The sequence below is a fragment of the Janthinobacterium violaceinigrum genome (assembly GCF_009208555.1).
GTDB lineage: Bacteria > Pseudomonadota > Gammaproteobacteria > Burkholderiales > Burkholderiaceae_D > Janthinobacterium > Janthinobacterium violaceinigrum.
This window is the reverse complement of the sequence record NZ_WFLI01000004.1, coordinates 130429-156494: the sequence shown is the minus strand read 5'-3', so window position 1 is coordinate 156494 and position 26066 is coordinate 130429. Positions and strand designations below refer to the sequence as shown.

Genomic DNA, 26066 nt, shown 5'->3' with positions numbered 1-26066 from the left:
GATCAAACACTGTTCAGATAGTCAGGCGCCCAGCCACGGCAAGCCCGCCTTGCACCAACCGCCGATCTGTTTGCGGTGGCCGTCGGCATCCTTGTCGCCCTCGAAGCCTTCGAGGATGTCGAAGCAGTTGATATAGCCGTGCTCGGTTGCCAGCTTGGCCGCATGGCGCGAACGCACGCCGGAGCGGCACAGGAACAGCAGCACCTCGTCCTTGCCCGCCTGGGCCGCCAGTTGCGCGAGGAAGTCGGGATTCGGCACGCCGCCCGGGTAGGTGGCCCACTGCACCGCGCCATGCTGGGTATCGGCGATGTCGACCCGGCCGACCCAGTCGCGCTCGGCATTCGTGCGCACGTCGATGAGCTTGACGGCGGCATCGCCTTGCAGCAGCGCATATGCTTCCTGCGGCGTGACGGCGCCGGCATACGGCGTACCTTCATTTGCCCGGCTGCGGGCGATGGTCAGGATGTCGGCGGCGGTAGTCATGGCGTCCTCGGTGAAAGTGGGCAGGTGTGTACGATTATAGTGCGCCGTCCGCGCCCCGCAAACGGGAATCCATGGTGCACGGCGCACGCACCACAAGGAGGCATTTTTCGGGAATTCGCACAAAATGCACGATAATGGTGCGTTATTCGTTTTTTGCACTTGCTTAGTGCATTCTTGATTGGGCGCAAACGCTGCGTGGAAATCGCGGACAGGAAAACTTTCACTGGAATGGCAGTCATTTTGCTGCCTGCCCCAGGGCGCTCCTGGAGCTGGCATGGAATCTGCTATGATCCTTATGAGTTTTGGTGGCACGCAATGTTTGCTTCGCTTCATCAGCCCAGACGCACTTAGGTCGGCTCACCCCACATTCATTTAGGAGATACGCATGGCAATGACAGCCGCAGAAGTCTTGAAGATGGTAGAAGAAAACGAAGTCAAATTCGTTGATTTCCGCTTTGCCGATACCCGTGGTAAAGAGCAGCACGTGACGGTTCCCGTGTCGCACTTCGATATGGACAAATTCGAGTCGGGCCACGCCTTTGACGGTTCTTCGATCGCTGGCTGGAAAGGCATTGAAGCCTCCGACATGATCTTGCTGCCGGATCCAAACACGGCCAATATCGACCCGTTCATGGAAGAAACGACCCTGTTCATGCAGTGCGACGTGATCGAACCGTCGGACGGCAAGGGCTACGACCGCGACCCGCGCTCGATCGCGAAACGCGCCGAAGCCTACCTGAAATCGTCGGGCATGGGCGACACCGCCTACTTCGGCCCTGAGCCGGAATTCTTCATCTTCGACAGCGTGCGCTGGAAGATCGACATGTCGGGCTGCTTCGTCAAGATCGGTTCGGACGAAGGTTCGTGGTCGACGGGCAAGGACCTCGAAGGCGGCAACAGCGGCCACCGTCCTACCGTCAAGGGCGGCTACTTCCCAGTGCCACCAGTGGACAGCTTCCAGGACATGCGTTCGGAAATGTGCCTGATCCTCGAGTCCTTGGGCATCCCGGTTGAGGTACATCATCACGAAGTAGCCGGCGCCGGTCAGAATGAAATCGGCACCAAGTTCTCGACCCTGGTCGAGCGCGCCGACTGGACGCAAAACCTGAAATACGTGGTGTGGAACGTGGCGCACAGCTATGGCAAGACCGCCACCTTCATGCCGAAACCTATCGTTGGCGACAACGGTTCGGGCATGCACGTGCATCAATCCGTATGGAAAGATGGCAAAAACCTGTTCGCTGGCGACGGCTATGCCGGCCTGTCCGATTTCGCCCTGTACTACATCGGCGGCATCATCAAGCACGCCAAGGCACTGAACGCGATCACCAACCCGGGCACCAACTCGTACAAGCGTCTGGTACCAGGCTACGAAGCGCCGGTGAAACTGGCATACTCGGCGAAAAACCGTTCCGCGTCGATCCGTATCCCGCACGTGGCCAATCCAAAAGGCCGCCGCGTGGAAGCGCGCTTCCCGGACCCACTGGCGAACCCGTACCTGTGCTTCGCCGCACTGCTGATGGCCGGCCTGGACGGCGTTGCCAACAAGATCCATCCGGGCGAAGCCGCCTCGAAAGATCTGTACCATCTGCCGCCGGAAGAAGACGCACTGATCCCTACCGTGTGCGCTTCGCTGGAAGAAGCACTGGACGCCCTGGACAAGGACCGCGAGTTCCTGACCCGCGGCGGCGTGTTCAGCGATTCCATGATCGACGCTTACCTGGAACTGAAAATGCAGGACGTGCAGCGCATGCGCATGACCACGCATCCTGCCGAGTTCGACATGTACTACTCGCTGTAATGGCGCCACGCCGGCAATGTGCCGGTAGTGAATAAGAAACGCGGGTGAGGCGATGGTCTCGCCCGCGTTTTTTTATGCCGCAGCCCAATGCGGCGCCTGGGCGGTGTTGTATAGTCGGCCCAGGAACGATGCGGCATGCGCCGACAGGAGTGGAGATTGAGCAAGTATTACAGAATGGCGCTGATGGCAGGATTGCTGGGCGCGGCAGCACAGGCGCACGGGCAGCTGTATGTGTGCGCCGATGCGCAGGGACACAAGACGTACACGGACAGGAGTGCTGGCAAGCATTGCCAGCTGCTCGACTTACCGGGCGCCATGACGGAGCCGCCGCGCAAGACGGCGCCGCTGGCGGGCGCGCCGGCACGCTCCGCCACGCAGGCGGTGGCCACGGCAGCGCCTGCCGCCGGCGCCTTTCCCAAGGTCGATGGCGCCGAGCAGCGCGCGCGCGACCTGGACCGGCGCCAGATCCTGCAGGACGAGTTGCGCAGCGAAGAGCAGAAACTGGCGGCGCAGCGCCTGGAATTTAACGGCGGCCAGCCCGAGCGCCAGGGCAATGAGCGCAACTATGCGAAATACCAGGAAAGAGTGGCGCAGTTGAAGGACAACATCAGCCGGACACAGCAGAACGTCGAGGCCCTGAAACGCGAGATCGCCAATATCCGATGACGAGACCATGACCATAGACTACCATTCCACCCGTCCCGCCCACCTGGCCGGCCTCGATTTGCTGGCCTCGGCCGTGATCCTGCTCGATGGCGACGGCCGCATCGGCTATGCCAACGCGGCGGCGGAAAACCTGTTGGAAAGCTCATTGAAGGCCCTGTCGCGGCAAAAGCTGACGGCCCTGTTCCTCAATCCCGAGGAGCTGGCCGGCATCTGCGCGCAGGCGCTCGAACACAAGTTTTCCGACTTGCGCCAGGACCTGACGCTGGAGCGCCTGGGGCGCGAGCCGCTGCGCGTGCACAGCATCATCAGCGCGCTCGATGCGCCGCGCGACGGCGTGCTGATCGAACTGCGCGAGAACGTGCAGCAGTTAAAGCTCGACCGCGAGGAGCGCATCCTCGACCAGAGCCAGGTCAACAAGGAGCTGATCCGCAACCTGGCGCATGAAATCAAGAACCCGCTGGGCGGCATCCGCGGTGCGGCCCAGCTGCTGGAGCTGGAATTGCCGGCCCTGCACCTGAGCGAGCTGCGCGAATACACGCAAGTCATCATCAAGGAAGCGGACCGGCTGCAAACCCTGGTCGACCGCCTGCTGGCGCCGCACCGCCGTCCGCACATCGTGGGCGACGTGAATATCCACGAAGTGTGCGAAAGGGTGCGCAGCCTGATCCTGGCCGAGTTTCCCAGCGGCCTGACCATTTCGCGCGATTACGATGCCTCGATCCCCGAGTTTCGCGGTGACAAGGAACAATTGATACAGACCGTGCTCAATATCGCGCACAACGCGGCGCAGGCGCTGGCCGAGCGCATCGAGGCGGGCGATGCGGAGCTGATTTTCAAGACGCGCGTGGCGCGCCAGGTGACCCTGGCCAAGGTCCGTTACAACCTGGCATTAGACTTGCATATCATTGACAATGGACCGGGCATCGCACCCCAGATCCGCGACCGGATTTTCTACCCGCTGGTGTCGGGCAGGGAAGGCGGCAGCGGTTTGGGGCTGACCTTGGCGCAAACCTTCGTGCAACAGCACCTGGGCGTGATCGAGTGCGAAAGCCGGCCTGGATACACCGATTTCAGGATCGTTCTCCCCTTGCCATAAGCGAGGAAGTATCCCACCCATGAAATCCATTGCGGGACGCACACACTAATGAAGCCAATCTGGATAGTTGACGACGACGAATCAATCCGCTGGGTGCTGGAAAAAGCCCTGGCGCGGGAAAATCTCGCCACCAAGAGTTTTGCCAATGCGCGCGACGCCATCGCCGCACTGGAATTCGACACGCCGCAAGTGCTCGTGTCCGACATCCGCATGCCGGGCGCGTCCGGCCTGGAACTGTTACAGACGGTCAAGTCGCGCTTTCCCGGCTTGCCTGTCATCATCATCACGGCGTTTTCCGACCTCGATTCGGCCGTCGCGGCCTTCCAGGGCGGCGCCTTCGAATACCTGGCCAAGCCTTTCGATATCGACAAAGCCGTCGAGTTGATCCGCCGCGCGCTGGAAGAAAGCCTGCGCGAGACGAGCGTCGAGTCGGGCCCGTCGGAAACGCCGGAAATCCTCGGCCAGGCACCCGCCATGCAGGAAGTGTTCCGCGCCATCGGCCGCCTGTCGCAATCGAATGTGACGGTGCTGATCACGGGCGAATCCGGTTCCGGCAAGGAACTGGTGGCGCGCGCGCTGCACAAGCACAGTCCGCGCGCGGCGCAGCCGTTCATCGCCCTGAACACGGCGGCGATCCCGAAGGATTTGCTGGAATCCGAACTGTTCGGCCATGAACGGGGCGCGTTTACGGGCGCGCAGACGACGCGCCGGGGCCGTTTCGAGCAAGCCGAGAACGGCACCCTGTTCCTCGATGAAATCGGCGACATGCCCTTCGATTTGCAGACCCGGCTGTTGCGTGTGCTGTCCGACGGCCATTTTTATCGCGTCGGCGGGCACCAGCCCATGAAGGCGAACGTGCGCGTCATTACGGCCACGCACCAGAACCTGGAACAGCGCGTACGCGACGGCCTGTTCCGCGAAGACTTGTATCACCGCCTGAACGTGATCCGCCTGCGCCTGCCCAGTTTGAGGGAGCGGCGCGAGGATATCCCCATCCTGGTGCGCCACTTCCTGGTGCAAAGCGCACGTCAGCTGGGCGTGGAAGCCAAGCGCATGAGCGAACCGACGATGCAGTTCCTCAGCAGCCTCGATTTGCCCGGCAACGTGCGCCAGCTGGAAAACCTGTGCAACTGGATCACCGTCATGGCGCCGGGCCAGACGGTGGAAATCAAGGACTTGCCGCTGGAATTGACGCAGGGGCAGGGCGATGCTGCGGCCAGCGCGGCGGCGGGCGAAGCGGCGCCGGCGGCCGTGGCCCATCCGCACGGCGGCCAGGTGTTCGAAGCGGCCGCGCCCGCCAACGGCGCGCCGCCCGGCTGGATCGGCTTGCTGGAATTGCAGGCGGCCGGCATGCTGGGCGCGGGGCAGCAGGAAGTCATGGCCGTGCTGGGGCGGCAATTCGAGTCGGCCCTGATCAAGACGGCGCTCAAGCATACGCACGGGCGCAAGAACGACGCTGCCGTGCGCCTGGGCATCGGCCGCAACACCATCACGCGCAAGATCTCCGAGCTGGGCATCGACGGTGCCAAGGACGATTGACGCATGAACGGACGGGGACTCCCCCGTCCGCTTTTCCCCACGGCGTCCCTCGCACGCCACAACACGCAGTGCAGGCGATAAGGTAAGCTGGCGCCTGCCGGACTGTTTCGTCCGGTGTTAACTTGAACTGTGGAATAGCATGCTCATAAACTGCGTGGCCTACCAGGATGGCAAAAAACTGGCCGACTTGCCGATCGACGATATCAGCGACTACGTCGAGCGCCCCGATTGCTTCGTCTGGGTGGCCCTGCTCGACGCCACGCCGGATGAGCTGAAACAGATGCAGCACGAGTTTTGCCTGCACGAACTGGCCGTCGAGGACGCCCAGCGGGGGCACCAGCGCCCGAAGATCGAGGAATATGGCGACTCCCTGTTTGCCGTCGTGAAAACCGTGGAAATGGTCGAGAACGAGCTGGTGCTGGGCGAAGTCGACATTTTCGTTGGCGCCAATTACGTGCTCTCGTCGCGCAGCAACAGCTCGCAAGGTTTCCTGGGCGTGCGCGCGCGTGCCGAGCGCGAACCGCACCTGCTGCGCCAGGGCTCGGCCTTCGTGCTGTACGCGCTGATGGACGCCGTCGTCGACCGCTATTTTCCCGTGCTCGACGCGCTGGAATCGGAACTGGAACTGATCGAGGACCGCATCTTCGACCGAGGCACCGAGCGCGACAATATCGAACGGCTGTACCAGCTGAAACGCAAGGTCATGGTCTTGCGCCATGTGGTGGCGCCCCTGATGGAAGCGGTGGGCAAGCTGCACGGCGGGCGCGTGCCGCCCCTGTGCCACGATACCCAGGAGTATTTCCGCGACGTGCACGACCACCTGGCGCGCATTAACGGCACGCTCGACACGATCCGCGATACCATCAGTACGGCCATCCAGGTGAATCTGTCGATGGTGGCCATCGATGAGAGCGAAGTGAACAAGCAATTGGCGGCCTGGGCGGCCATCTTCGCCGTCTTCACGGCGTTTGCCGGCGTATGGGGCATGAACTTCAAGTTCATGCCGGAGCTGGACTGGCATTATGGCTACCCGGTCGCCGTGGGACTGATGAGTTGTGTCTGCGGTTATATGTATTACTTGTTCAAGCGTTCCGGCTGGCTGTAAAAAATTCCTGTATATCTGTATTATTGAACAATATCCAGGGGTACAATCGCGGCAGGTCCGCTGGGGCGGGTCATGGCTGAGAGTTGCAGCGCCGGCAGGTGTGCCTGCGCTGCCGGTGCCGTGCAGGAGCATTCATGAGTATTCCGTTGTTTGATGTGAATTCGCAAGAACCCCTGTTCGATGCCGAGCAGCGGCGCACCCTGGCGGAGGCGGCCCTGCGCTCGATTACCGCCTCGACGGCGCACGCCCGTGGCGACGACTTCCTGCGCATCCTCGTCAAGGACCTGGCCGAAGCCCTCGACGTGCACTATGTGATCGCCGGGCGCCTGGTGCGCATGGACGATGGCAGCGAAGGCATCCGCACCCTGGCCCTGTGGGGCGGCGACGGTTATCAGCCGAATATCGAATACAGCCTGCAGCACACGCCTTGCCAGGATGTGACCTGCCAAAGCATGTGTTTTCACGGCAGCGACATCCAGCGTCGCTTTCCATTCGATACCCTCCTCGTCGACATGCATGCGGAAAGCTATGTCGGCATGCCGCTGATCGATACCGATGGCAAGACCCTGGGCATCCTGTCGGCCATCGACACGCGTCCCATCGATGAAAACAAGCGCTTGCTGGCGCTGCTGCTGCTGTCGATCTTTTCGGCCCGCGGCGCGGCCGAGCTGCAGCACCAGGAACGCACGCAGCAGCTCGAAGAGATCGTGCGCGTGCGCACGGAATCGCTGCTGGCGGCGCAGGCCAACCTGATCGAGCAGGAGCAGATGGCGGCCCTCGGTTCGCTGGTGGCGGGCGTCTCGCATGAGGTCAACACGCCCATCGGCGTGGCGCTCACGGCCGCGTCGAGCATGGGCAGCTATGCCGACCAGCTGGTGCAGCTGCTGGGCGGCGCCAAGGTCAGCCGCGCCGAGCTGATCGACCTGGCCGAATCGCTGAAGGGGGCGGCCGCCCTGATCGAGCGCAACCTGGCGCGCGCCGCCGACCTGATCGGCAACTTCAAGCAGCTGGCCGTGGACCAGGTCAGCGAATACGTGGCCGACCTGGCGCTGCACGACTATGTGCACGGCCTGGTGTCGGCGCACAGCCCGGAACTGCGCAAGGCGGCGCTGGGCGTGGAACTCGATATCGCGCCCGATTGCCAGGTGCGCCTGGCGGCCGGCAAGCTGTCGCAAATCCTGTCGAACCTGCTGATGAACAGCGCCCGCCACGGCTATCCGCAGGGCGGGCCAGGGCGCATCACCATACGCGCGCGCATCGAGGCGGACGGCGACGACGCGGCTGCGCGCTGGCTGCTGCTGGAGTTTTCCGACGATGGCATCGGCCTGGCGCCAGCCGTGCGCGAGCATATGTTCGAGCCATTTTTCACCACCAAGCGGGGCCAGGGGGGCTCCGGCCTGGGCATGCACATCGTCTATACGATCGTGCAGCAACTGGGCGGCCAGGTGTGCGCCATCGACAGCACGCCCGGCTGCCATATACAGATCAGACTGCCGCTGGCCAGCTGACCACGCCTGCGTTTGCGCCGTCTCGGGGTGGCATGCCTACCCGACTTCTATATTTATTGCAATGTTGTATGCGCGCCATACACGTGCTGAGTTCTGTTGACACTCGGATTGGCATTGTGATTCCATGTAATTCCCTAGTTAACTTTTAGTTGTCCAGTATCTGTTTTCCGCGCAGGTAGCATGGCGCTCCAGCCCGGAGCCCGGGCTTGAAAACTGTGCGCTGCAAAGAGTGCCTTGATGTGAACGACAACAGTGCGGACACCAGATCCGCTGCTTGTATAACGTACAATGAGAAGGGTTCACCATGCTTAAAGAAACCGTCATTTCCCACGCCGTGCGCATCGTCTGCGCCGGTGGCGTGGCAGCGGCGCTGTCCGTCGCGTCACAGTCGGCTATCGCGCAGGATGCGCAAGGGGCCGATGCACAGATACAGCGTGTGGAAGTCACCGGCTCGTCGATCAAGCGCATCGCCGCCGAAGGCGCCTTGCCAGTCACCATCCTGACCGCCGAAGCCATCCGTACCTCGGGCGCCACGTCCGTCACCGACCTGGTCAAGAAACTATCGTCCGCCCAGGGCGCGACGACGGAAAGTTCCTCGGTCGGGGGCAGCACCTTCGGTTTCTCCGGTATTTCCGTGCACAACGTGGGTGAGACGCGTACGCTCGTCTTGCTGAACGGCAAGCGCCTGGCCCAGTTCGGCGGCCAGACCCTGACGGGCTTTGCCGCCGGTTTCGACTTGAACTCGATCCCGATTTCCGCCATCCAGCGCGTTGAACTGCTGACGGACGGCGCGTCCGCCCTGTACGGCGCCGACGCCATTGCCGGCGTGGTCAACTTCATTACCAAGCACGACACCACGGAAGGCGACGTGAGCATCGGCTACTCGGCGCCCAAAAACGGCGCGCGCGAGAAACGCATCAGCGCCACCAAGGGCTTCGGCAACCTGGAGGACGATGGCTACAACGTGGTGCTGACCTTCGGCCACGACGAGCGCGACAAGCTGGGCTCGGTCGACCGCTCGTTCGCCAGCACGGGCAAGGTGCAGTTTTCGGCCAATGGCAAGCGCTATCAGAAACAGCAATTCTCGGCCAGCCCGATTCCCGCCAACGCCACCGATGACCAGGGCCAATTGATCAGCCCTTATCAGAAGACCAACGGCTCCTGCCCCGACAAGACCTTCCGCGTGATCGAGCCGTATAACGATGGCAGCGGCCTGGTCGACGATTACTGCGGCTATGATTTTGTAAAGGATCTGGAAATCTATCCGGAACGCAAACGCGACAACTTCATGGCTTCGGGCACCTTCAAGATCGCCGGCCAGGAAGTGTATGCGGACGTGTTGCTGTCGCGCACCAAGCAAACGTCGCGCATCGCGCCCGTGCCGGGCGCCATCGCCGTCGACGCGGGCACGGCGCTGCATAACAAGTATTTATTGCCAATTGGCATTACAGGCGACAGTACGGCTTTTTACCGGCTGTTCGACATGGGCCAGCGCACCTCGAAGGATACGGCAGACTTCGCCAGCGTGGTGGTCGGCACGCGCGGCGTGGCCGCCGGCTGGGACTACAATGCGTCGTACAATTTCTCTGAAAGCCGCGTAAAAGGCAGTATTTCCGGCTATCCTGGCGCCATCGCCGTCAATAACCTCACGTCGAGCGGCTTGCTCGATCCTTTCGTCGGCCCGGGCAAGCAATCGACTGCAGCGCAGGAAGCGATCAAGGCGGCCACCTTCTCCGGCTACTGGGATGGCGGCACGTCGCGCCTGCAAACCATCAATTTGAATGCGTCGACGGAAGTGCGGCGCTTGCCGGGCGGGGCCATGATGCTGGGCGTGGGCGCCAACATCAACCGCGAGGAATTTTCCGCCAAGCCGAGTCCGTTTGCACAGGGTATCCTGGCCGACCCCGTGAAGGGCACCTTGTGCGGCGGCACGACGGGCCTGGAATGCGACCAGCGTTTCGGCGACGCGGCCAGCAGCCAGCCCTACAGTGCCAGCCGCACGTCGAAAGGCGTGTTTGGCGAACTGATTGCACCCGTGCTGAAAGAACTGGAATTGGGCGCGGCCCTGCGTTTCGACGAATTCTCGGACTTCGGCGGCGCCACGACGGCCAAGGCCAGCTTCAAGTGGACGCCAGCGCCCACCTTGCTGATCCGCGGTTCCGTCGGTAACGGTTTCCATGCGCCGACAGTGCCGCAAGTCAATGCCTTGCAGCGCGGCTACGGCGTTACCAGCGACAAGTACACGTGTACGCCGGCCCTGCAAGCCATCGCCACGCGCCTCAATGCCCAATGCCAGCCAGGCAATCGCCAGTATGACCAGCTGGCCGGCGGCAACCGCGACCTGCAGCCGGAGAAATCGAAGCAGGCAACCATCGGCTTCCGTTACGAGCCCATCAGCGCCATCACCCTGGGCGCCGACCTGTGGCATGTGCAGATCCGCGATTCCTTCGGTCAGTTGACGGAACAGCTGGTGTTCGCCAATCCGGCCAACTTCCCGAAATCCTGGGGCGTCAACAAGGACGTGGGCACGGGGACGACCTACCTGGCCTTCCTGGCCGATAATCAGAACCTCGGTAAATCGTTTGCCACCGGCGTTGACATCGATATCAGCGGCCGCTACCGCTCCGGCATCGGCCTGTTCACGTCGCAGCTGAACGCGACGCGGATGCTGCGCGAGGATGTGCAGCTGGAACGCAACGGCAAATACTATTCGGCGCTGGGCAACTTCGCCGATCTGGGTACGGTAACTTTCCGCACGCGCGGCCAGTGGACGAATACCTTGAAAACGGGCAACTGGGCCAACTCGCTGACGGTCAACTTCCTGTCCGGCTACAAGGACCAGGAAACGACGGTCGACGTGCTCGACGCTTCGGGTGCCGTGACGGGCCAGGAAAAGATCCGCATGGAGGTGGGCTTCTATTCGACGCTTGACTGGCAAACCGTGTGGACGCCAAGCAAGAGCTGGGTCTTCACCGCAGGCGTGCTGAACCTGACCGACAAGAGCCCGCCATTCGTGCCATCGACGTCGGGCGCGAACCGCGGCCAGCAGTTCGGCTATGACGACCGCTACTACGATCCGCGCGGCCGCACGGGCTACCTGAATGCCTCGTACAAGTTTTAAACAGGGCACGCAGGCATAAAAAAACCGGCACTGGGTGCCGGTTTTTTTTCGTCCTGCCGCAGGGGGAGGAGGGCGTGGCCTAGCGGCGCGCCGCCATCGACAAGGCCACCGCTTCGGCTACCTTGATGCCGTCGACGGCTGCCGACAGGATGCCGCCCGCATAGCCGGCGCCTTCGCCGGCGGGGAACAGGCCCCGCGTGTTCAGGCTTTGCAGGTCGTCGTCGCGGCGCTTGATGCGGATCGGCGACGAGGTACGCGTTTCCACGCCCGTCAGCACGGCGTCGGCCTTGTAGTAGCCCTTGATCTGCTTGTTGAATGCAGGAAACGCTTCACGCAGGGCCGTGATCGCATACTCGGGCAGCGACGGCGCCAGGTCCGTCAGGTGCACGGCCGGCTTGTACGACGGCACCACGCTGCCGAATTCCGTCGACGCGCGGCCCGCCACGAAGTCGCCGACTAATTGCCCTGGCGCATCGTAGTTGCCGCCACCCAGTGCAAACGCGCGCTCTTCCAGTTCGCGCTGCAGGGCGATGCCGGCCAGCGGGTCGCCCGGATAGTCGGCCGGCGTGATGCCGACCACGATGGCGCTGTTGGCGTTGCGCTCGTTGCGCGAGTACTGGCTCATGCCGTTCGTCACCAGGCGGCCCGGTTCTGAGGCGGCTGCCACCACCGTGCCGCCCGGGCACATGCAGAAGCTGTAGACGGAGCGGCCGTTGCTGGCGTGATGCACGAGCTTGTAGTCGGCCGCGCCCAGGATAGGGTGGCCGGCGCTGGGGCCGAAGCGGCAGCTGTCGATCAGCGACTGCGGGTGTTCCACGCGGAAGCCGATCGAGAACGGTTTCGCTTCGATGTACACGCCGCGGCGGTGCAGCATCTCGAAGGTGTCGCGCGCGCTGTGGCCGATGGCCAGCACGACGTGGTTGCTGGCGATGGTTTCGCCATTGTCCAGCACCACGCCGCGCACCTGGCCGCCGTCGGCACCTGGCACGATGTCGAGATCGACCACTTTGCTGCTGAAACGGTATTCGCCGCCCAGCCGCTCGATATTCGCGCGCATTTCTTCCACCATCTTGACCAGGCGGAAGGTGCCGATGTGGGGCTTGCTCACATACATGATTTCCTCGGGCGCGCCCGCCTTGACGAATTCCGTCAAGACCTTGCGGCCATAGTGCTTGGGATCCTTGATCTGGCTGTACAGCTTGCCGTCCGAAAAGGTGCCGGCGCCGCCTTCGCCGAACTGCACGTTCGACTCCGGGTTCAGCTCGCGCTTGCGCCAGAAGCCGAAGGTGTCGACCGTGCGTTCGCGCACCTGCTTGCCCCGCTCCAGGATCAGGGGGCGCAAGCCCATCTGTGCCAGGATCAGCGCCACGAACAGGCCGCACGGGCCCGTGCCGATGACGATGGGGCGCGGTTCGTTCGTGTGGCCGGCCAGCTGTTCGCCGCCGGCGACGAATTTGTAGTCGGTATCGGGCGCGGGCATCAGGTGGATGTCGTGGCTCAGGCGCGCCAGCACGGCCGCTTCGTTCTTGATCTCGACATGCAGCGAGTAAATCAACACCACGGCGCTGCGCTTGCGCGCGTCATAGCTGCGCTTGAAGACGGTAAAGCCGAGCAAATCGGCGGCGGCGATGCCCAGGCGCGCCAGGATGGCGGCGGGCAGGGCCGCTTCGTCGTGTTCGAGGGGGAGTTTTACTTCGTTGAGTCGCAACATGGTGTGTATTTTTAAAAATTGCCGGGCTCCGTATCTAGCGGAGAGTGTGTTGTGCCCCGTGAGGGCATCAGGGCGCTATTTTACCTCTACATCACGCACCGTATCGTTTGCCCCGACTTTCTTTGGGCGCAACATGTCGTCTGGCAGGCATGGCCGTCACCGTGCCGTGGCGCCGGCGCGCAGTGGTTTCCGGCTGTCGCCGCATGCCACATTTTGGTGCAAAACGGTGTGTTGCTGGTGCGCGTGCCGCTCCATGTTGGGGAGCGCAAAACCGGGCCTTATTTTTCAGGCGAATTTGTGTTGCTTTTTTGTTGCGGCAACTTGATTTTGTTGACTCCCTGCCATTACGTGTGATTTGATAGTGTTTTGCTTCTTGCCGAAGCAAGCCTGTATTTTTGTTTCGCACTCATTTCGGGAAATGAACAGCGTCGCCTTTTGTCGCTGCTGTTTTTCCAATGGAAGGCGATGTTTTATTTTTATAATATGGCGAGGAATTTCTTTTCATAGATATGTATTTCTGAGGAAAATGTGATTCATCTATTGCGGGGTCTTTCCGTAATATGTTTTTCCTCGCCTCGAAAAAATGATTCTGTCTTTCATGTCATTTATTTCTCCGGCTCCGTATATTCATCTTTTTAGAATAAGCTGTTTCCGCAGTTCTTGATTCCATTGGCGCAAAGCCACTGTCTGCAGGCATTCCCAATAGATGCCCCTTCGTCCGCGAATGTTTTCATTCAGCCCGGATGCGATTTCGTGCGCCTGTTTGTTAGCTAAATTGAAGTGTTGCGTCAACAGAACAGTTTTTCTAATTTTATTGACCAGCTCGATTCAATATGTTTCGATGTGTCATTCTGTTTTATTTTGCGTATGCAAAGTGGAGACCGAGAGGATGCCTTGTGTGACGGGATAACAAGGCGATGAGAGTAAAGCGTTCAAAAACGCATAAGTGTGAGTGATGAACTCCTTTACCAAAGCAGTATCACTACGCTCATAAATAATAGGGAATGACATGTTGAGAAAAACTGTAATAGCACGCGCATTAACGATCGCATTCAGCGCATCGGTATTGAGCGCCGCGATTGTTCCAGCGGTAATGGCACAGTCGAATGCTACCGGCAACATCATCGGCAAGATTGCGCCGGATGCCAGCGCGTCGGTGTTGATCGTCGGTGCAGACAATGGCTTCAAACGGACCATTTCACCTGACGCAAATGGCACGTTCCGCATCACCTCCCTGCCAGTTGGCAACTACAAAGTGACGCTGCTGAAAGGCTCCTCCGTCGTCAGCACGCAGGACGTGGAAGTGCGCATCGGCCAGGAAAGCGAAGTCGCCCTGCAGCAGGTGCAAACCGTGAACGTGACGAGCCGCCGCCGCGCGATCGATGTCACCAGTTCCAATTCCGGTTCCTCCTTCAATTCCCGCGAACTGGCTACCCTGCCACTGGCCCCTACCGTTGCCAACATCGTGCAATTGGCTGGCGGCACCACGCGCGCCGACTCGCGCTACGGCAACAACGCCGCCAGCTTCGGCGGCTCCAGCGCGTCGGAAAATGCGGCGTATATCAACGGTTTCCCCGTTACCAACAGCCTGTACCAGGTCGGTTACTCGTCCTTGCCGTTCGGCTCGATTGCTGAAGCGCAAATCATCACCGGTGGCTACGGCGCCGAATTTGGTCGTTCGACGGGTGGCGTGGTCAATATCACCACCAAGAGCGGTACCAATAACTGGGAATTCGGTGCCGGCTTTACCTACGCGCCTGATTCGCTGCGCGGCAAGGCAAAGAACATCATGTTCCCGAACACGGGCGCCAATCCGAAAACGGATGGCACGATCTTCAACTACCGCGAAGGCGACAAGCTGACCGAGAAGGTCTACAACGCCTATGTCAGCGGCCCGCTGATCAAGGACAAGCTGTTCATCTATCTGGGTGGCGAATTTACCAAGATGGACCGCGAAACGGCACGCCTGGGATCGACCAGCACCGTGAATGGCCAGACTGGCTGGCTGGTGCAAAAATCGGACGTGCCACGCTATATCGCCAAGATCGACTGGAATATCACCGACAACAACCGCCTCGAATACACGCATATTTCGGACGAGTCGAACGTTGACGATCAATACTACGGCTTTGACTATGCCACCAAGAAGCGTGGCTATGTACAAAACGGCGGCGCCAAGTTCAAGAACTATTCGGCTGGCGTGCTGTTCCTCAACGCCACCGGCGCCGCACTGGCAGCCGCCCAGGGTTCGAACATCGACATCCTGAAGCTGACCAGCTATGTGACCGACGATCTGACCGTGCAAGCCCTGGTCGGCCAGGCCAAGACCCAGCGCGAGCAAAATCCGTTCGGCTACATCCCGGGCTTGCGTCCTGTCGTCGCTTCCCCGGACAACCAGGTGCCAGGCTTGAATTACCAGCCTAGCCAGGTGCAGGGTTTCAGCTCGGCCCTGTTGCGCGACGGTGCGCAAGACACCAACCGCGGCTATCGCCTGGATCTGGAATACAAACTGGCCAAGCAGCACACGATACGCGGCGGTCTTGACCACAACAAGATCAATGCCCTGAACGGTACGGAAGCTGCCGGCGGCGGTACCTGGACTTACCTGAAAACCGATCCGAACACGGTATTGTCCGGCCACAATATTTCCCCGGCAGCGGGCGGCGGTTACGGTACCCAGGGTTACTACGTGCGTGAAAACCTGCAGCGCGGCGGCTCGACCCCGTCCGTCGTGCAATCGGCACAGTACATCGAAGACCGTTATCAAGCCACCGAAAACCTGGTCGTGACCCTGGGCTTGCGCAATGAATCGTTCAAGAACATGAACGGTATCGGCGAAACCTTCGTGGAACAGAAAAACATGCTGGCACCGCGTTTGAATGCGGCCTGGAATGTGTATGGCGACGGTTCGCTGAAAGTCTTCGGTACGGCTGGCCGCTACTTCATGCAGCTGCCTGCGAACATGGCAGTACGTTTCGCCGGCGCCTCGCTGAATACGGACCGCTTCTACACCTATACCGGCGTCAATCCGACCACGGGTGCACCGCTGGGCCTGAACCCGATCAGCAATGTTGTTTCGGCTAACAATGAATTTGGCCAGGAAAAACGCGCCAATGAATTGGCTTCGACCAACCTGAAGGCCCACTTCCAGGACGAAATCAACCTGGGCTTCGAGAAAGTGCTGACGCCTGATTTCAACGGCGGCATCAAGTTCACGTATCGCAAGCTGAAAAACACGATCGATGACTACTCGGATCCACGCGCCATTTCCGCCAAGCTGACGGGCGCTGAAAAAGAGTACTTCGACGACCATGGCTGGAACGGCGCCCTGTTCAATCCAGGCAAGGACAACACCTTCATGATCCCGGTGGGACCAAATGGTGCACAGCGCGCAGTGACGATCACGGCTGCCGATGCGGGCTTCCCGGAGCAAGCCAAGCGTACCTACACGTCGCTGGAATTCATGCTGGAACATCCGATGCGCAATGGCTGGTACGGCAAGATGAACTACACCTGGTCGCGCAGCGAAGGCAATCAGGAAGGTCAGACCAAGTCGGATAACGGCCAGGCCGACGTGGGCTTCAGCTCGAGCTGGGACTTCCCGGAAACGATGCTCAACGGCAGCGGCTTACTGCCGAACAACCGTGCGCATCAGTTGAAAACCTACGGTTACTATGAGTTCACGAGCCAGTTTGGCGTCGGTGGTAACTTGCTGGTGGCGACGGGCCGCCCTATGTCGCGTACCTGCAATATTCCAGCGTCCATGGATCAACAGGGTCTGGGCTTGTCGCAATACGGCTCGATCTTCTTCCTGTGCCCAACCGGTGCAAACGGCCGTGGCGCTCTCGGTACGCTGCCTACGGAAATGCGCCTGGACTTGAACTTCATCTACAAGCCAGAGCAAATCAAGGGCGTCGTGCTGAAAGTTGACGTGCTCAATGCAACCAACCGTCAAGTGGCGCAATCGATCGATGAAGGCTACAACACCAGCGCCGCCGGCACTGCTGTCAGCCCAACCGCTCTGATGGTCAATTCCTACTCGAGCCCACGTTCCGTACGCTTGTCGGCCCAGTACAGCCACAAGTTCTGATGTGATTCCATCTTCACCGGCTGACGGTTGTCAGCCGGTGAAGGCTGGAGTGTACAGACGGATATAGCAACAGGCATGGTCAGTCATGCCGCTCAATACCCCGCAAGCTGCAAAGCTCGCGGGGTATTTTTTTGGCGGCACGCCTTGCCCGGCCGGCGTCACGCATGCCTTGCATGCTGTCCCGCAGGACGCTCACGGTGCACAGCGCCGCCAGGCCCGCCGTGTCGTGCGCAGGACGCGGCCCCATGGACAACCGTTGGGCCTGCGGGCCCGCGCATCAGCGCGATCGCTTGCCGCGGCTGGCGACAGCACGCAGCGTGGCGCGCGCGGCAGGCAGCCGATTTAACAATGTGCCGTTCGCACATTGATATTTGATGGGAAACGTGGCAGGTGCAGCATTTCATTTCGATAGTTTCTTCGTTTTCCATTAAAAATATTGTTTCGTGAAAATATATTTCTTTATTGATAAGTTCTGTGGGGGAGTATTACTGCGCAAAATGGTGCCTGGAACAAGCGGTTTTCTGTGCGTTTTCATTGGGGAAATGAGGGTGGCGACAGGCTGGAAAACGGTCGGCATGACGGTGCTGCGACCCGCCCGTTTTGTTGCTTTGTAGCATGATAAATCGCTGAAAAAACGCTAACGTTGCTCAATTTCAATGTTAAAAAACAACAGAAAAAGAGTATTTGACAGTTTTTTCTGCAATACCTTAAGGATTCGACCATGTTAATTGACAATATTTTTCCTGTTACAGATACTTACTTGTGTCAAAAAATTTGATACAAAAAAGTGCCACATGAGCCACTGTGATCCAGTTGCCTGGTTTTCATTAAAAATTACAAGTTGAGATTGCTAGAACATGATGCTGAGTAAACCAAAATTAAGCCCTATCAGTAAGGCGGTGTTTTTTGCTTTGAGCGCCATTGCTGCCTCCGCCCACGCACAAAACACAGCAGGTACCGCGGAGCCGGTGATGCAACGTGTTGAAGTGACTGGTTCGAACATCAAGCGCATGGATACCGAGACTGCCTCGCCCGTGACCGTCTTGCGTCGTGATGAAATCAAGGCGACTGGTGCCAATACCGTGCGTCAGATTCTCGATACGCTGACCTCGTTCGACACGGGCGCGATCAAGGATGATGGCAACTCCAGCAGCTTTGCACGCGGTGCGTCCGGCGCATCGATGCGTGGCCTGGGCACCGGCGCTACCCTGGTGCTGGTCAATGGCCGCCGCGTTTCCAATTATCCGTTCGCCGATGGCGCGAAAGATACGTTCGTCAACCTCGATTCCATTCCGGCCGACGTGATCGACCGCGTCGAGGTGCTCAAGGACGGCGCCTCCGCGATCTACGGTTCCGATGCGCTGGCTGGCGTGATCAACATCATCACCCGCAAGAGCTTCCAGGGCGTCAGCACGAGCGCCAACTATCAGCAAGGCATTGAGCCGAACATCGGCAAGCAAACGACGGTAGGCGTGTTGGCTGGTTATGGCGATCTGGAAAAAGACCGCTACAACGTTTTCTTCAACATCGAAGGCTACAAGCGCGAAGGCTACAAACTCAGCAAAGTGCTGCGCGAGTACCCTGAGTGGCACAAAAAATATGTTTCCACCGCCTTCGGCGACCCTAGCCTGACCTCGTTCCCGGGCAACCTGAACGAAAGCGGCCGCAAGGTACGCCAGGCAGTCAAGGGCTGTACCACTTTCAACGCTTCCGGCCTGTGCGTCAGCGATTTGAACGGCATTAACCCGTCGTCGGATGGCGCCGAACGCGTCAATCTGTACAGCGCATTGCACTTCAAGCTCAGCGACACCACGCGCGGCTTCGCCGAAGTGTCGTATTCGGATACCCGCACCGATTACTCGCCACTGCCATTCGGCATGGCTGCTGGTTCGCCATGGAGCTGGTTCGACGGCAACAAGAAGCAATCGCAAACCGTGCAGAAACCTAAATTGCCGGCAAACTCGCCTTACAACCCGTATAACTTCCCCGTGGGCCTGGACTATCGCTTCATGGATTCCAACCTGGACTGGAAATCGCCAGCAAAAGCGACGCAGTACCGCGTCATGGCTGGTCTGGAAGGCACGATCGGCACCTATGACTGGGAAGCCACCATTGGCCGTACCGGCGGCGAGGGTACCCAGCGCAGCCGTGGCGCGCACCGTGACCGCCTGCCTGCCGCTATCGTCAGCGGCGAATACAAGTTGGGTGGCGGCAATAGCGATGCATTGCTGAACAGCATGTTCCCACTCGCCGGTACCGATGCCGACCTGTCGACCAACTTCATCGACGCCAAGCTGACCGGTGAACTGATGAGCTTGCCAGGCGGCCCATTGGCATTTGCTTTCGGCACCGAGTTGCGTCAAGAAAAGATGTACATCCGCTCCGTCGACGCGGTGATGAATGCCGAGATCATCAATACAGGTTCTCTGTGGATCGATGGTCAGCGCAACCTGAGCGCGGCGTTCCTGGAGTTGAACGCGCCCGTGCTGAAAAGCCTGGAATTGAACGGCGCATTGCGCATGGACAAGGCGCCAGGTTTCTCGGCCCACGTGTCGCCTAAATTGGCTGCGCGCTGGACGGTAACGCCGAAGCTGATGTTGCGCGGTACGATCGCTGGTGGATTCCGCGCGCCAAATATCCCGGAAACACTGGGTAAAGTGGGCGTGACCGGTTTCTACAACAGCATACTTGATCCAAAACGTTGCAATACCGCCACCGCGATCCGCGATATCCTGAAAAAAGGTAATGCGAACGACGTTTCCGATTCGGCCACCGCCTACAACTCGGGTTGCCTGACATCGGTTCCGGCCATGATTTCGTCGAGCTCGACCTTGAAACCGGAAACCTCGCGCAGCCTGACGCTGGGCTTCGTGGCAGAACCGATCAAGAACGTCAGCATCGCTGTCGACTACTTCAAGATCGAGCGCCGTGACGAGATCAGCACCCGTGACGTACCGTATGTGCTGGCCCGTGAAGATGTGCCTGGCTATGCTGAAAAATTGGCGCGTAATCCGATCAGCGATACCGACCGTCGTCTGGCCGCACGTGCCAACGAACTGTCGCCAGGCGCGAATGTCGCCTGGGGGGCCGGTAGCATTCAATCGCTGTTCCTGGGCTATGAAAACTTCGGCAAGACCGATACCCAAGGCGTGGACATCGACGTGAACGGCCGTTTCTCGGCTGGCGAATATGGCACGGTGACGATGGGTCTGGCGACGACTGTCGGCCTGAAGCTGCGTTACTGGGACATCGATGCCAACCAATACCGTCCAAACACCATCGGCTTGCGTGGCAACCCGCGTGTCGTGTCGGTATTCAGCACGGCATGGCGTAACGGTCCGGTCACGGCTGGCGTACGCGTCAACTACAAGTCCGGAACGACGTTGAACAACGACGAGACGGATGAAGCACGCTGGGGCGATGCTGGTTGCCGCGCTGCGTTGAAAACCGATGACCTGCCATGCCGTTTGGGCAGCGACGTGCGTACCGATCTGAACTTTGCATACACGGGCTTCAAAAACCTGCGTTTGCTGGCGAATATCAACAACGTCTTCGATCAAGCGCGTCCAATCAACGTGCGTGACGGCTATGTGCTGCGTCCGCGTACCCTGAAACTGGGTGCCGAGTACACGTTCTAACAGGAAAAGAAGGGCAGCGCCGGAACGGGCTGCCTGATGATCTGGTTCCGCATACCTGGTGTGCGGAACCGCTGGCGCAGTGCGGGTAACCGCCCTGCGCTTTTTTTATGGATTGTTGCGTCTTACATCCCGCCCCACAAGGCGCCCAGCGTGGCCAGCGCCGTCAGGCCCGCCGTTTCCGTGCGCAGGATACGCGGTCCCATAGCCAGGCCGATGGCGCCGGCGGCCATGGCCGCCTTTTCCTCCGCTTCCGAAAATCCGCCTTCCGGTCCCACCATCACGGTGATCGCCTGCGGCGGCTGGTGACGGGCCCAGTCGGCCAGCGACTGCTCGGCGCGCGGCGTCAGGATGATGCGTTTGTGTAAATCTTGCTGGCTGCTCCAGTGATTGAAATCCTGCAATGGCGCCAGCTGCGCCAGGCGGTTGCGGCCGCTTTGTTCCGAGGCGGAAACGATGATGGCTTGCCAATGCGCCAATTTCTTCTCGGCCCGTTCGGCGGACAGGCGCACCACGCAGCGTTGCGCCGACAGCGGCACGATGCCGGCCGCGCCCAGTTCGATGGCTTTTTCAATGATCCAGTCCATCTTCGACGCTTCCGGCAGCGCTTGCGCCAGGGTCACGGCGTAGGGCAGCTCCGCTTCGCGCGCCACGTGCGCCTGTATCTGCGCCGTCACGCTGCGCTTGGCCACCGCCACCAGGCTGGCCTGCACTTCGCCGCCTTCGCCATTGAACAGGGTGATCAGGTCGCCCGGCGCCAGGCGCACGACCTGGATATGGTGGGCGACGGCCTCCGGCAGGGAGACGGTGGTGCCGGCGACGAGCGGCTGGGGGCAGAAAAAACGCGGCATGCAAATCCTAGATTGGGCGAAATATGGGTGGGAAAGACGTCAAAGTATAGCCATTTGGCGGGCCAGTACGCCGCAATTCTAATTTGCGGCCCCCCAGTCTGGTAAAATACTTGACTACAGAAAGCAGCCGGCTTCCCTGTCCGCGCTGTTGCAAACGAATTCCAAACTCGCGACTGACCCACACCATCATGACAACTACGCTCCCGACTACCAAAATGGCCAATGCGATCCGCGCACTGGCAATGGACGCTGTACAAAAGGCCAATTCCGGCCATCCAGGCATGCCGATGGGCATGGCCGAGATCGCAGTTGCCTTGTGGAGTGGTCATTATCGCCACAATCCCGCGAATCCAAAATGGCAGAACCGCGACCGTTTCCTGCTGTCGAACGGCCACGGCTCCATGCTGCACTACGCGCTGCTGCACCTGACGGGCTACGACCTGTCGATGGATGACATCAAGGCCTTCCGCCAGATGCATTCGAAAACCCCGGGCCACCCGGAAGTCGATATCACGCCAGGCGTGGAAACGACCACCGGCCCGCTGGGCCAGGGCATCGCCAACGCCGTCGGCATGGCCCTGTCGGAGCAACTGCTGGCTGCTGAATTCAACAAGCCTGGCTACGACATCGTCAATCACTACACCTACGCCTTCGTCGGCGATGGTTGCCTGATGGAAGGTATTTCGCACGAAGTGTGCGCGCTGGCCGGCACCCTGGGCTTGAACAAGCTGATCGCCCTGTACGATGACAATGGCATTTCCATCGACGGCAAAGTCGAAGGCTGGTTCACGGACGACACCCCGGCCCGCTTCGAAGCGTACGGCTGGAACGTCATCCGCGCCGTCGACGGCCACGATGTTGCCGCCGTGGCTGCCGCCATCGCCGCCGCCAAGACCGCCAGCAAGCCTACGCTGATCTGCTGCAAGACCATCATCGGCAAGGGTTCGCCGAACCTGCAAGGCGGCGACAAGGTCCACGGCGCCGCACTGGGCGACAAGGAAATTGCTGCCGTACGCGAATACATCGGCTGGGATGCCGCCCCGTTCGAGATGCCGGCCGACGTGTACGCAGCCTGGGATGCCAAGAAACAAGGCGCCCTGCTGGAAGCGGACTGGAACGAGCGTTTTGCCGCCTACGGCCGCGAATTCCCGCAGCAAGCCGCTGAGCTGTCGCGCCGCATGCAGGGCGACCTGCCACAGGCATTCGAAGCGGCATTGAGCGCCGCCATCGCTTCCTGCGTCGAGAAGAAAGAAAACATCGCCACCCGCAAGGCCAGCCAGAACGCCATCCAGGCGCTGGCCTCGTCCTTGCCGGAATTCCTGGGCGGCTCGGCCGACCTGACCGGTTCGAACCTGACCAACTGGAAAGAGTGCGTGGCCGTGCGTTCGGGCCAGCCTGGCAACCACATCAACTACGGCGTGCGCGAATTCGGCATGAGCGCCATCATGAACGGCATCACCCTGCACGGCGGCTACATCCCGTTCGGCGCCACGTTCCTGACGTTCTCCGACTACAGCCGCAATGCGCTGCGCATGGCTGCCCTGATGAAACTGCGTTCGATCTTCGTGTTCACCCACGATTCGATCGGCCTGGGCGAGGACGGCCCGACGCACCAATCGGTCGAGCACGTCTCGTCGATGCGTCTGATCCCGAACCTGGACAACTGGCGTCCGTGCGACACCGTCGAGTCGGCTGCTGCCTGGGGCGCCGCCGTGCGCCGCAAGGATGGCCCGTCGACCCTGATCTTCTCGCGCCAGAACCTGCCGTACCAGGAGCGCAGCGCCGAACAGATCGAAAACATCTTCCGCGGCGGCTATGTGCTGAATGACGTGGCCGACGCCAAGGCGATCCTGATCGCCACCGGTTCCGAAGTGGAACTGGCCGTGGCCGCCGCCAGCGCGCTCGCGTCGGAAGGCATCGCCGTGCGCGTGGTGTCGATGCCGTCGACCGACGTGTACGACCGCCAGGACGCCGCCTACAAGGCCAGCGTGCTGACGAAGGGCGTGCCGCGCGTGGCCATCGAAGCGGGCGTGACCAGCTTCTGGTACAAATACGTGGGCCTGGAAGGCGCCGTGGTCGGTATCGACACGTTTGGCGAATCGGCTCCGGCTGGCGTGCTGTTCAAGCACTTCGGCTTCACGGTCGACAACGTCGTGGCCAAGGTCAAAGCCGTCATCGCCGGCTAATCGACCTACTCGTTTCCGCCGCCAGCGCTCCGCAGATGGGCGCGGCGGCGAGCAGATTTTTTTAATGTGCTTAGTACTTTCTATTCAATCAGGAGCAGAGTATGACGATCAAAGTTGCAATCAACGGCTACGGCCGCATCGGCCGTAATGTGTTGCGCGCTTTCTACGAAGGCGGCAAGAAACAGGATATCCAGATCGTTGCCATCAACGACCTGGGCGATGCCAAATCGAACGCCCACCTGACCCGCTACGACACCGCGCACGGCAAGTTCCCGGGCACGGTGACCGTCGAAGGCGACAACATGATCGTCAATGGCGATCCGATCCGCGTGTTTGCACAGCGCAACCCTGCTGAAATCCCATGGGGCGAGCTGGGCGTGGACGTCGTGCTCGAGTGCACGGGCTTCTTCACCACCAAAGAGAAAGCTTCCGCTCACTTGAAGGGCGGCGCGAAAAAAGTCATCATTTCGGCACCAGGCGGCAAGGACGTCGATGCTACCGTCGTGTTCGGCGTGAACCACTCCGTGCTGAAAGCCACGGATACCGTCATCTCGAACGCATCGTGCACCACCAACTGCCTGGCACCGCTGGTCAAGCCGCTCAACGACGCCATCGGCATCGAAACGGGCCTGATGACCACCGTGCACGCCTACACCAACGACCAGGTGCTGTCCGACGTGATGCATGAAGACCTGCGCCGCGCCCGTTCGGCCACCATGAGCATGATCCCGACCAAGACGGGCGCTGCTGCCGCCGTTGGCCTGGTCTTGCCTGAGCTGAATGGCAAACTGGACGGCTTCGCCATCCGCGTGCCGACCATCAACGTGTCGCTGGTCGATCTGTCCTTCATCGCCAAGCGCGACACCACCGTGGAAGAAGTCAACGCGCTGATGAAAGCCGCTTCGGAAGGCGCTCTGGAAGGCATTCTGACGTACCAGACCGAACCGCTGGTATCGATCGACTTCAACCACAATCCGGCGTCGTCGAACTTCGATTCGACCCTGACCAAAGTGTCGGGCCGCCTGGTGAAAGTGTCGTCGTGGTACGACAACGAGTGGGGTTTCTCGAATCGCATGCTCGACACCACCGTTGCACTGATGTCGGCCAAGTAATTCTTTGACCGCATAAAAAAAACGCCCTCCGGGGCGTTTTTTTTCGTCCGTAGCCCGCTTATTCCTTCGGTTCGCACTGATTGCGCCACTGTTCGCACGATGCCTCGACACCCTGGTAGCACATATTGAGGATGTAGTCGCAGTTTTCCGACGGAATCCATGCGCGCACGGCGGCCGTGCTGGAGAACGAAGCGGCGGCGCCGGCGGCGATGGCAAAGACAAACAGGGCTTTTTTAATGGAAATCATTTTTTTCGCTTTCATCATTGGACAACGGTAGGGTGTCGAATCAAAAGACCATCCAGCCAGGCTTGATCAGCCCGCCGGATGCAGAAAAATATTAGCATTAAAACCAGTGAATTATTGCCATAAAGAAAAATATTTCTAATGGCGCAAGGCGCGCAGGCGGCGCCGGTAGAAGCGCCACAGCAGGCGCAAGTCGCGCAGCACGGGCACGCCGGACAGCAGGGTCAGCACGCCGGCGAGGATGATGGTCGCGGCAGGAAAGCCGATGTGCTTGAAGGCCAGTGCGCCGCTGACGCCGCCGATGAAGAAGCAGGCGATCAGCAGGCTGTGCGTCCTGAGCTTGCCCCGGTTCACCTTGACCACGCGGTCCGGCAAGGCACGCCGGTTGTAATACGCCATCTTGCCCAGTTCGATGCCGATATCGGTCGACAGGCCCGTCACGTGGGTGGTGCGGATGACGGCGCCTGAAATCTTGGTGATGATGGCATTTTGCAAGCCCATGACAAAGCACAACAGCAAGATGGTGACGGGGCCCAGCACGTCGGGCATGGCGGCCAGGTAATTACCCGTCAGGCCGAACAGCAATAACAGGGCCGCTTCCAGCAGCAGGCTGGCGGCAAACTGGCTGTGCAGGCGGCGCCGCTTGCCCCAGTTCACCATGATGGCCGTCACGGCCGCGCCGCTGACGAAGGCCAGCCAGGCGCCCAGCGCGGCCAGCGCCACCGTGATATTGCCAAGCGCGAGGTCATCGGCCATGCCCGAGACGATGCCCGTCATGTGCGAGGTATAGCCGCCGATGGCGAGAAAGCCGCCCGCATTCACGGCGCCGGCCACCAGCGCCAGCACGCAGCCCAGCTGCAGGTTGGCTTGCGTATCGCGCGCCGCGCCGCTCAGGCGGGACAGGTAATGGAGCGGCAT

General features: G+C 60.5%; 17 protein-coding genes. 11 read left to right on the top strand and 6 right to left on the bottom strand.

The genetic code is table 11. The annotated features are described in order from the left end of the window. Positions 1–21: 21 nt before the first annotated feature. A complete protein-coding gene (locus GCN75_RS04920; protein ID WP_152281615.1) occupies positions 22–483 on the bottom strand; it encodes a rhodanese-like domain-containing protein in 462 nt (153 codons plus the stop codon). A gap of 385 nt (positions 484–868) precedes the next feature. Between GCN75_RS04920 and glnA the strand changes: the two genes are divergently transcribed. The 7 genes from glnA to GCN75_RS04885 all read left to right on the top strand — a co-directional run bounded on the left by glnA (position 869) and on the right by GCN75_RS04885 (position 11319). Beyond that, entirely contained in the window at positions 869–2284 is a 1416-nt protein-coding gene (glnA, locus tag GCN75_RS04915; RefSeq protein WP_152281614.1) for a type I glutamate--ammonia ligase, read from the top strand. A gap of 183 nt (positions 2285–2467) precedes the next feature. Next, the gene (locus tag GCN75_RS04910; RefSeq protein ID WP_152281710.1) at positions 2468–2950 is read left to right on the top strand and encodes a DUF4124 domain-containing protein; all 483 of its coding nucleotides are present in this window, start codon (positions 2468–2470) and stop codon (positions 2948–2950) included. A 7-nt stretch (positions 2951–2957) separates the two neighbouring features. Next, a complete protein-coding gene (gene glnL / locus GCN75_RS04905) occupies positions 2958–4046 on the top strand; it encodes a nitrogen regulation protein NR(II) (RefSeq protein ID WP_152281613.1) in 1089 nt (362 codons plus the stop codon). Between the two features lie 48 nt (positions 4047–4094). Next, a complete protein-coding gene (gene ntrC, locus GCN75_RS04900) occupies positions 4095–5585 on the top strand; it encodes a nitrogen regulation protein NR(I) (protein WP_152281612.1) in 1491 nt (496 codons plus the stop codon). Positions 5586–5724: 139 nt separating this feature from the next. Then, positions 5725–6690: a magnesium/cobalt transporter CorA gene (corA, locus tag GCN75_RS04895; protein ID WP_131374183.1), complete on the top strand. Its 966-nt coding sequence runs from the start codon at positions 5725–5727 to the stop codon at positions 6688–6690. A gap of 134 nt (positions 6691–6824) precedes the next feature. Further along, on the top strand, positions 6825–8198 hold the full coding sequence (locus GCN75_RS04890) for a GAF domain-containing sensor histidine kinase (protein ID WP_152281611.1): 1374 nt from the start codon (positions 6825–6827) through the stop codon (positions 8196–8198). A 304-nt stretch (positions 8199–8502) separates the two neighbouring features. Further along, complete coding sequence (locus GCN75_RS04885) at positions 8503–11319, top strand: TonB-dependent receptor plug domain-containing protein (protein WP_152281610.1); 2817 nt, start codon at positions 8503–8505, stop codon at positions 11317–11319. A 79-nt stretch (positions 11320–11398) separates the two neighbouring features. Here the strand turns inward: GCN75_RS04885 and GCN75_RS04880 are convergent, their stop codons facing one another. Beyond that, complete coding sequence (locus GCN75_RS04880; RefSeq protein ID WP_152281609.1) at positions 11399–13030, bottom strand: NAD(P)/FAD-dependent oxidoreductase; 1632 nt, start codon at positions 13028–13030, stop codon at positions 11399–11401. 846 nt (positions 13031–13876) lie between these two features. After that, entirely contained in the window at positions 13877–14218 is a 342-nt protein-coding gene (locus GCN75_RS29105; protein WP_193317387.1) for a hypothetical protein, read from the bottom strand. Here GCN75_RS29105 and GCN75_RS04875 point away from each other — a divergent pair. Together GCN75_RS04875 and GCN75_RS04870 are read left to right on the top strand one after the other, a co-directional pair. Further along, positions 14124–17120 (top strand): TonB-dependent receptor, encoded by a 2997-nt coding sequence (locus GCN75_RS04875; protein WP_193317382.1) that lies wholly within the window; start codon positions 14124–14126, stop codon positions 17118–17120. The genes GCN75_RS29105 and GCN75_RS04875 overlap by 95 nt on opposite strands. A gap of 857 nt (positions 17121–17977) precedes the next feature. Beyond that, complete coding sequence (locus GCN75_RS04870; protein ID WP_152281607.1) at positions 17978–20758, top strand: TonB-dependent receptor plug domain-containing protein; 2781 nt, start codon at positions 17978–17980, stop codon at positions 20756–20758. Positions 20759–20880: 122 nt separating this feature from the next. On the opposite strand, the gene GCN75_RS04865 is transcribed toward GCN75_RS04870, so the two are convergent. Continuing rightward, positions 20881–21606 (bottom strand): 16S rRNA (uracil(1498)-N(3))-methyltransferase, encoded by a 726-nt coding sequence (locus GCN75_RS04865; RefSeq protein ID WP_152281606.1) that lies wholly within the window; start codon positions 21604–21606, stop codon positions 20881–20883. Between the two features lie 188 nt (positions 21607–21794). Here GCN75_RS04865 and tkt point away from each other — a divergent pair, with 188 nt between their 5' ends. Together tkt and gap are read left to right on the top strand one after the other, a co-directional pair. Further along, positions 21795–23792 carry a transketolase gene (gene tkt / locus GCN75_RS04860; RefSeq protein WP_152281605.1) on the top strand — a complete coding sequence of 666 codons (1998 nt, stop codon included), beginning with the start codon at positions 21795–21797 and terminating at the stop codon, positions 23790–23792. Positions 23793–23893: 101 nt separating this feature from the next. Continuing rightward, positions 23894–24904, top strand: a complete 1011-nt coding sequence (gene gap, locus GCN75_RS04855) for a type I glyceraldehyde-3-phosphate dehydrogenase (RefSeq protein ID WP_152258909.1) — start codon at positions 23894–23896, stop codon at positions 24902–24904. Positions 24905–24962: 58 nt separating this feature from the next. Here gap and GCN75_RS04850 read toward each other — a convergent pair whose 3' ends face one another. Both GCN75_RS04850 and GCN75_RS04845 read right to left on the bottom strand, forming a co-directional pair. Continuing rightward, positions 24963–25151: a hypothetical protein gene (locus tag GCN75_RS04850; protein WP_152281604.1), complete on the bottom strand. Its 189-nt coding sequence runs from the start codon at positions 25149–25151 to the stop codon at positions 24963–24965. Between the two features lie 135 nt (positions 25152–25286). Further along, positions 25287–26066, bottom strand: coding sequence for a YoaK family protein (locus GCN75_RS04845; protein ID WP_152281603.1), 780 nt, complete (start codon positions 26064–26066; stop codon positions 25287–25289).

Bases quoted from the DNA above. Each gene is read 5' to 3' on its own strand.
- GCN75_RS04920 (WP_152281615.1), bottom strand. From the start codon at position 483: ATGACTACCGCCGCCGACATCCTGACCATCGCCCGCAGCCGGGCAAAT.
- glnA (WP_152281614.1), top strand. From the start codon at position 869: ATGGCAATGACAGCCGCAGAAGTCTTGAAGATGGTAGAAGAAAACGAA.
- GCN75_RS04910 (WP_152281710.1), top strand. From the start codon at position 2,468: ATGGCAGGATTGCTGGGCGCGGCAGCACAGGCGCACGGGCAGCTGTAT.
- glnL (WP_152281613.1), top strand. From the start codon at position 2,958: ATGACCATAGACTACCATTCCACCCGTCCCGCCCACCTGGCCGGCCTC.
- ntrC (WP_152281612.1), top strand. From the start codon at position 4,095: ATGAAGCCAATCTGGATAGTTGACGACGACGAATCAATCCGCTGGGTG.
- corA (WP_131374183.1), top strand. From the start codon at position 5,725: ATGCTCATAAACTGCGTGGCCTACCAGGATGGCAAAAAACTGGCCGAC.
- GCN75_RS04890 (WP_152281611.1), top strand. From the start codon at position 6,825: ATGAGTATTCCGTTGTTTGATGTGAATTCGCAAGAACCCCTGTTCGAT.
- GCN75_RS04885 (WP_152281610.1), top strand. From the start codon at position 8,503: ATGCTTAAAGAAACCGTCATTTCCCACGCCGTGCGCATCGTCTGCGCC.
- GCN75_RS04880 (WP_152281609.1), bottom strand. From the start codon at position 13,030: ATGTTGCGACTCAACGAAGTAAAACTCCCCCTCGAACACGACGAAGCG.
- GCN75_RS04875 (WP_193317382.1), top strand. From the start codon at position 14,124: ATGGCACAGTCGAATGCTACCGGCAACATCATCGGCAAGATTGCGCCG.
- GCN75_RS04870 (WP_152281607.1), top strand. From the start codon at position 17,978: ATGATGCTGAGTAAACCAAAATTAAGCCCTATCAGTAAGGCGGTGTTT.
- GCN75_RS04865 (WP_152281606.1), bottom strand. From the start codon at position 21,606: ATGCCGCGTTTTTTCTGCCCCCAGCCGCTCGTCGCCGGCACCACCGTC.
- tkt (WP_152281605.1), top strand. From the start codon at position 21,795: ATGACAACTACGCTCCCGACTACCAAAATGGCCAATGCGATCCGCGCA.
- gap (WP_152258909.1), top strand. From the start codon at position 23,894: ATGACGATCAAAGTTGCAATCAACGGCTACGGCCGCATCGGCCGTAAT.
- GCN75_RS04850 (WP_152281604.1), bottom strand. From the start codon at position 25,151: ATGATTTCCATTAAAAAAGCCCTGTTTGTCTTTGCCATCGCCGCCGGC.
- GCN75_RS04845 (WP_152281603.1), bottom strand. From the start codon at position 26,066: ATGCCGCTCCATTACCTGTCCCGCCTGAGCGGCGCGGCGCGCGATACG.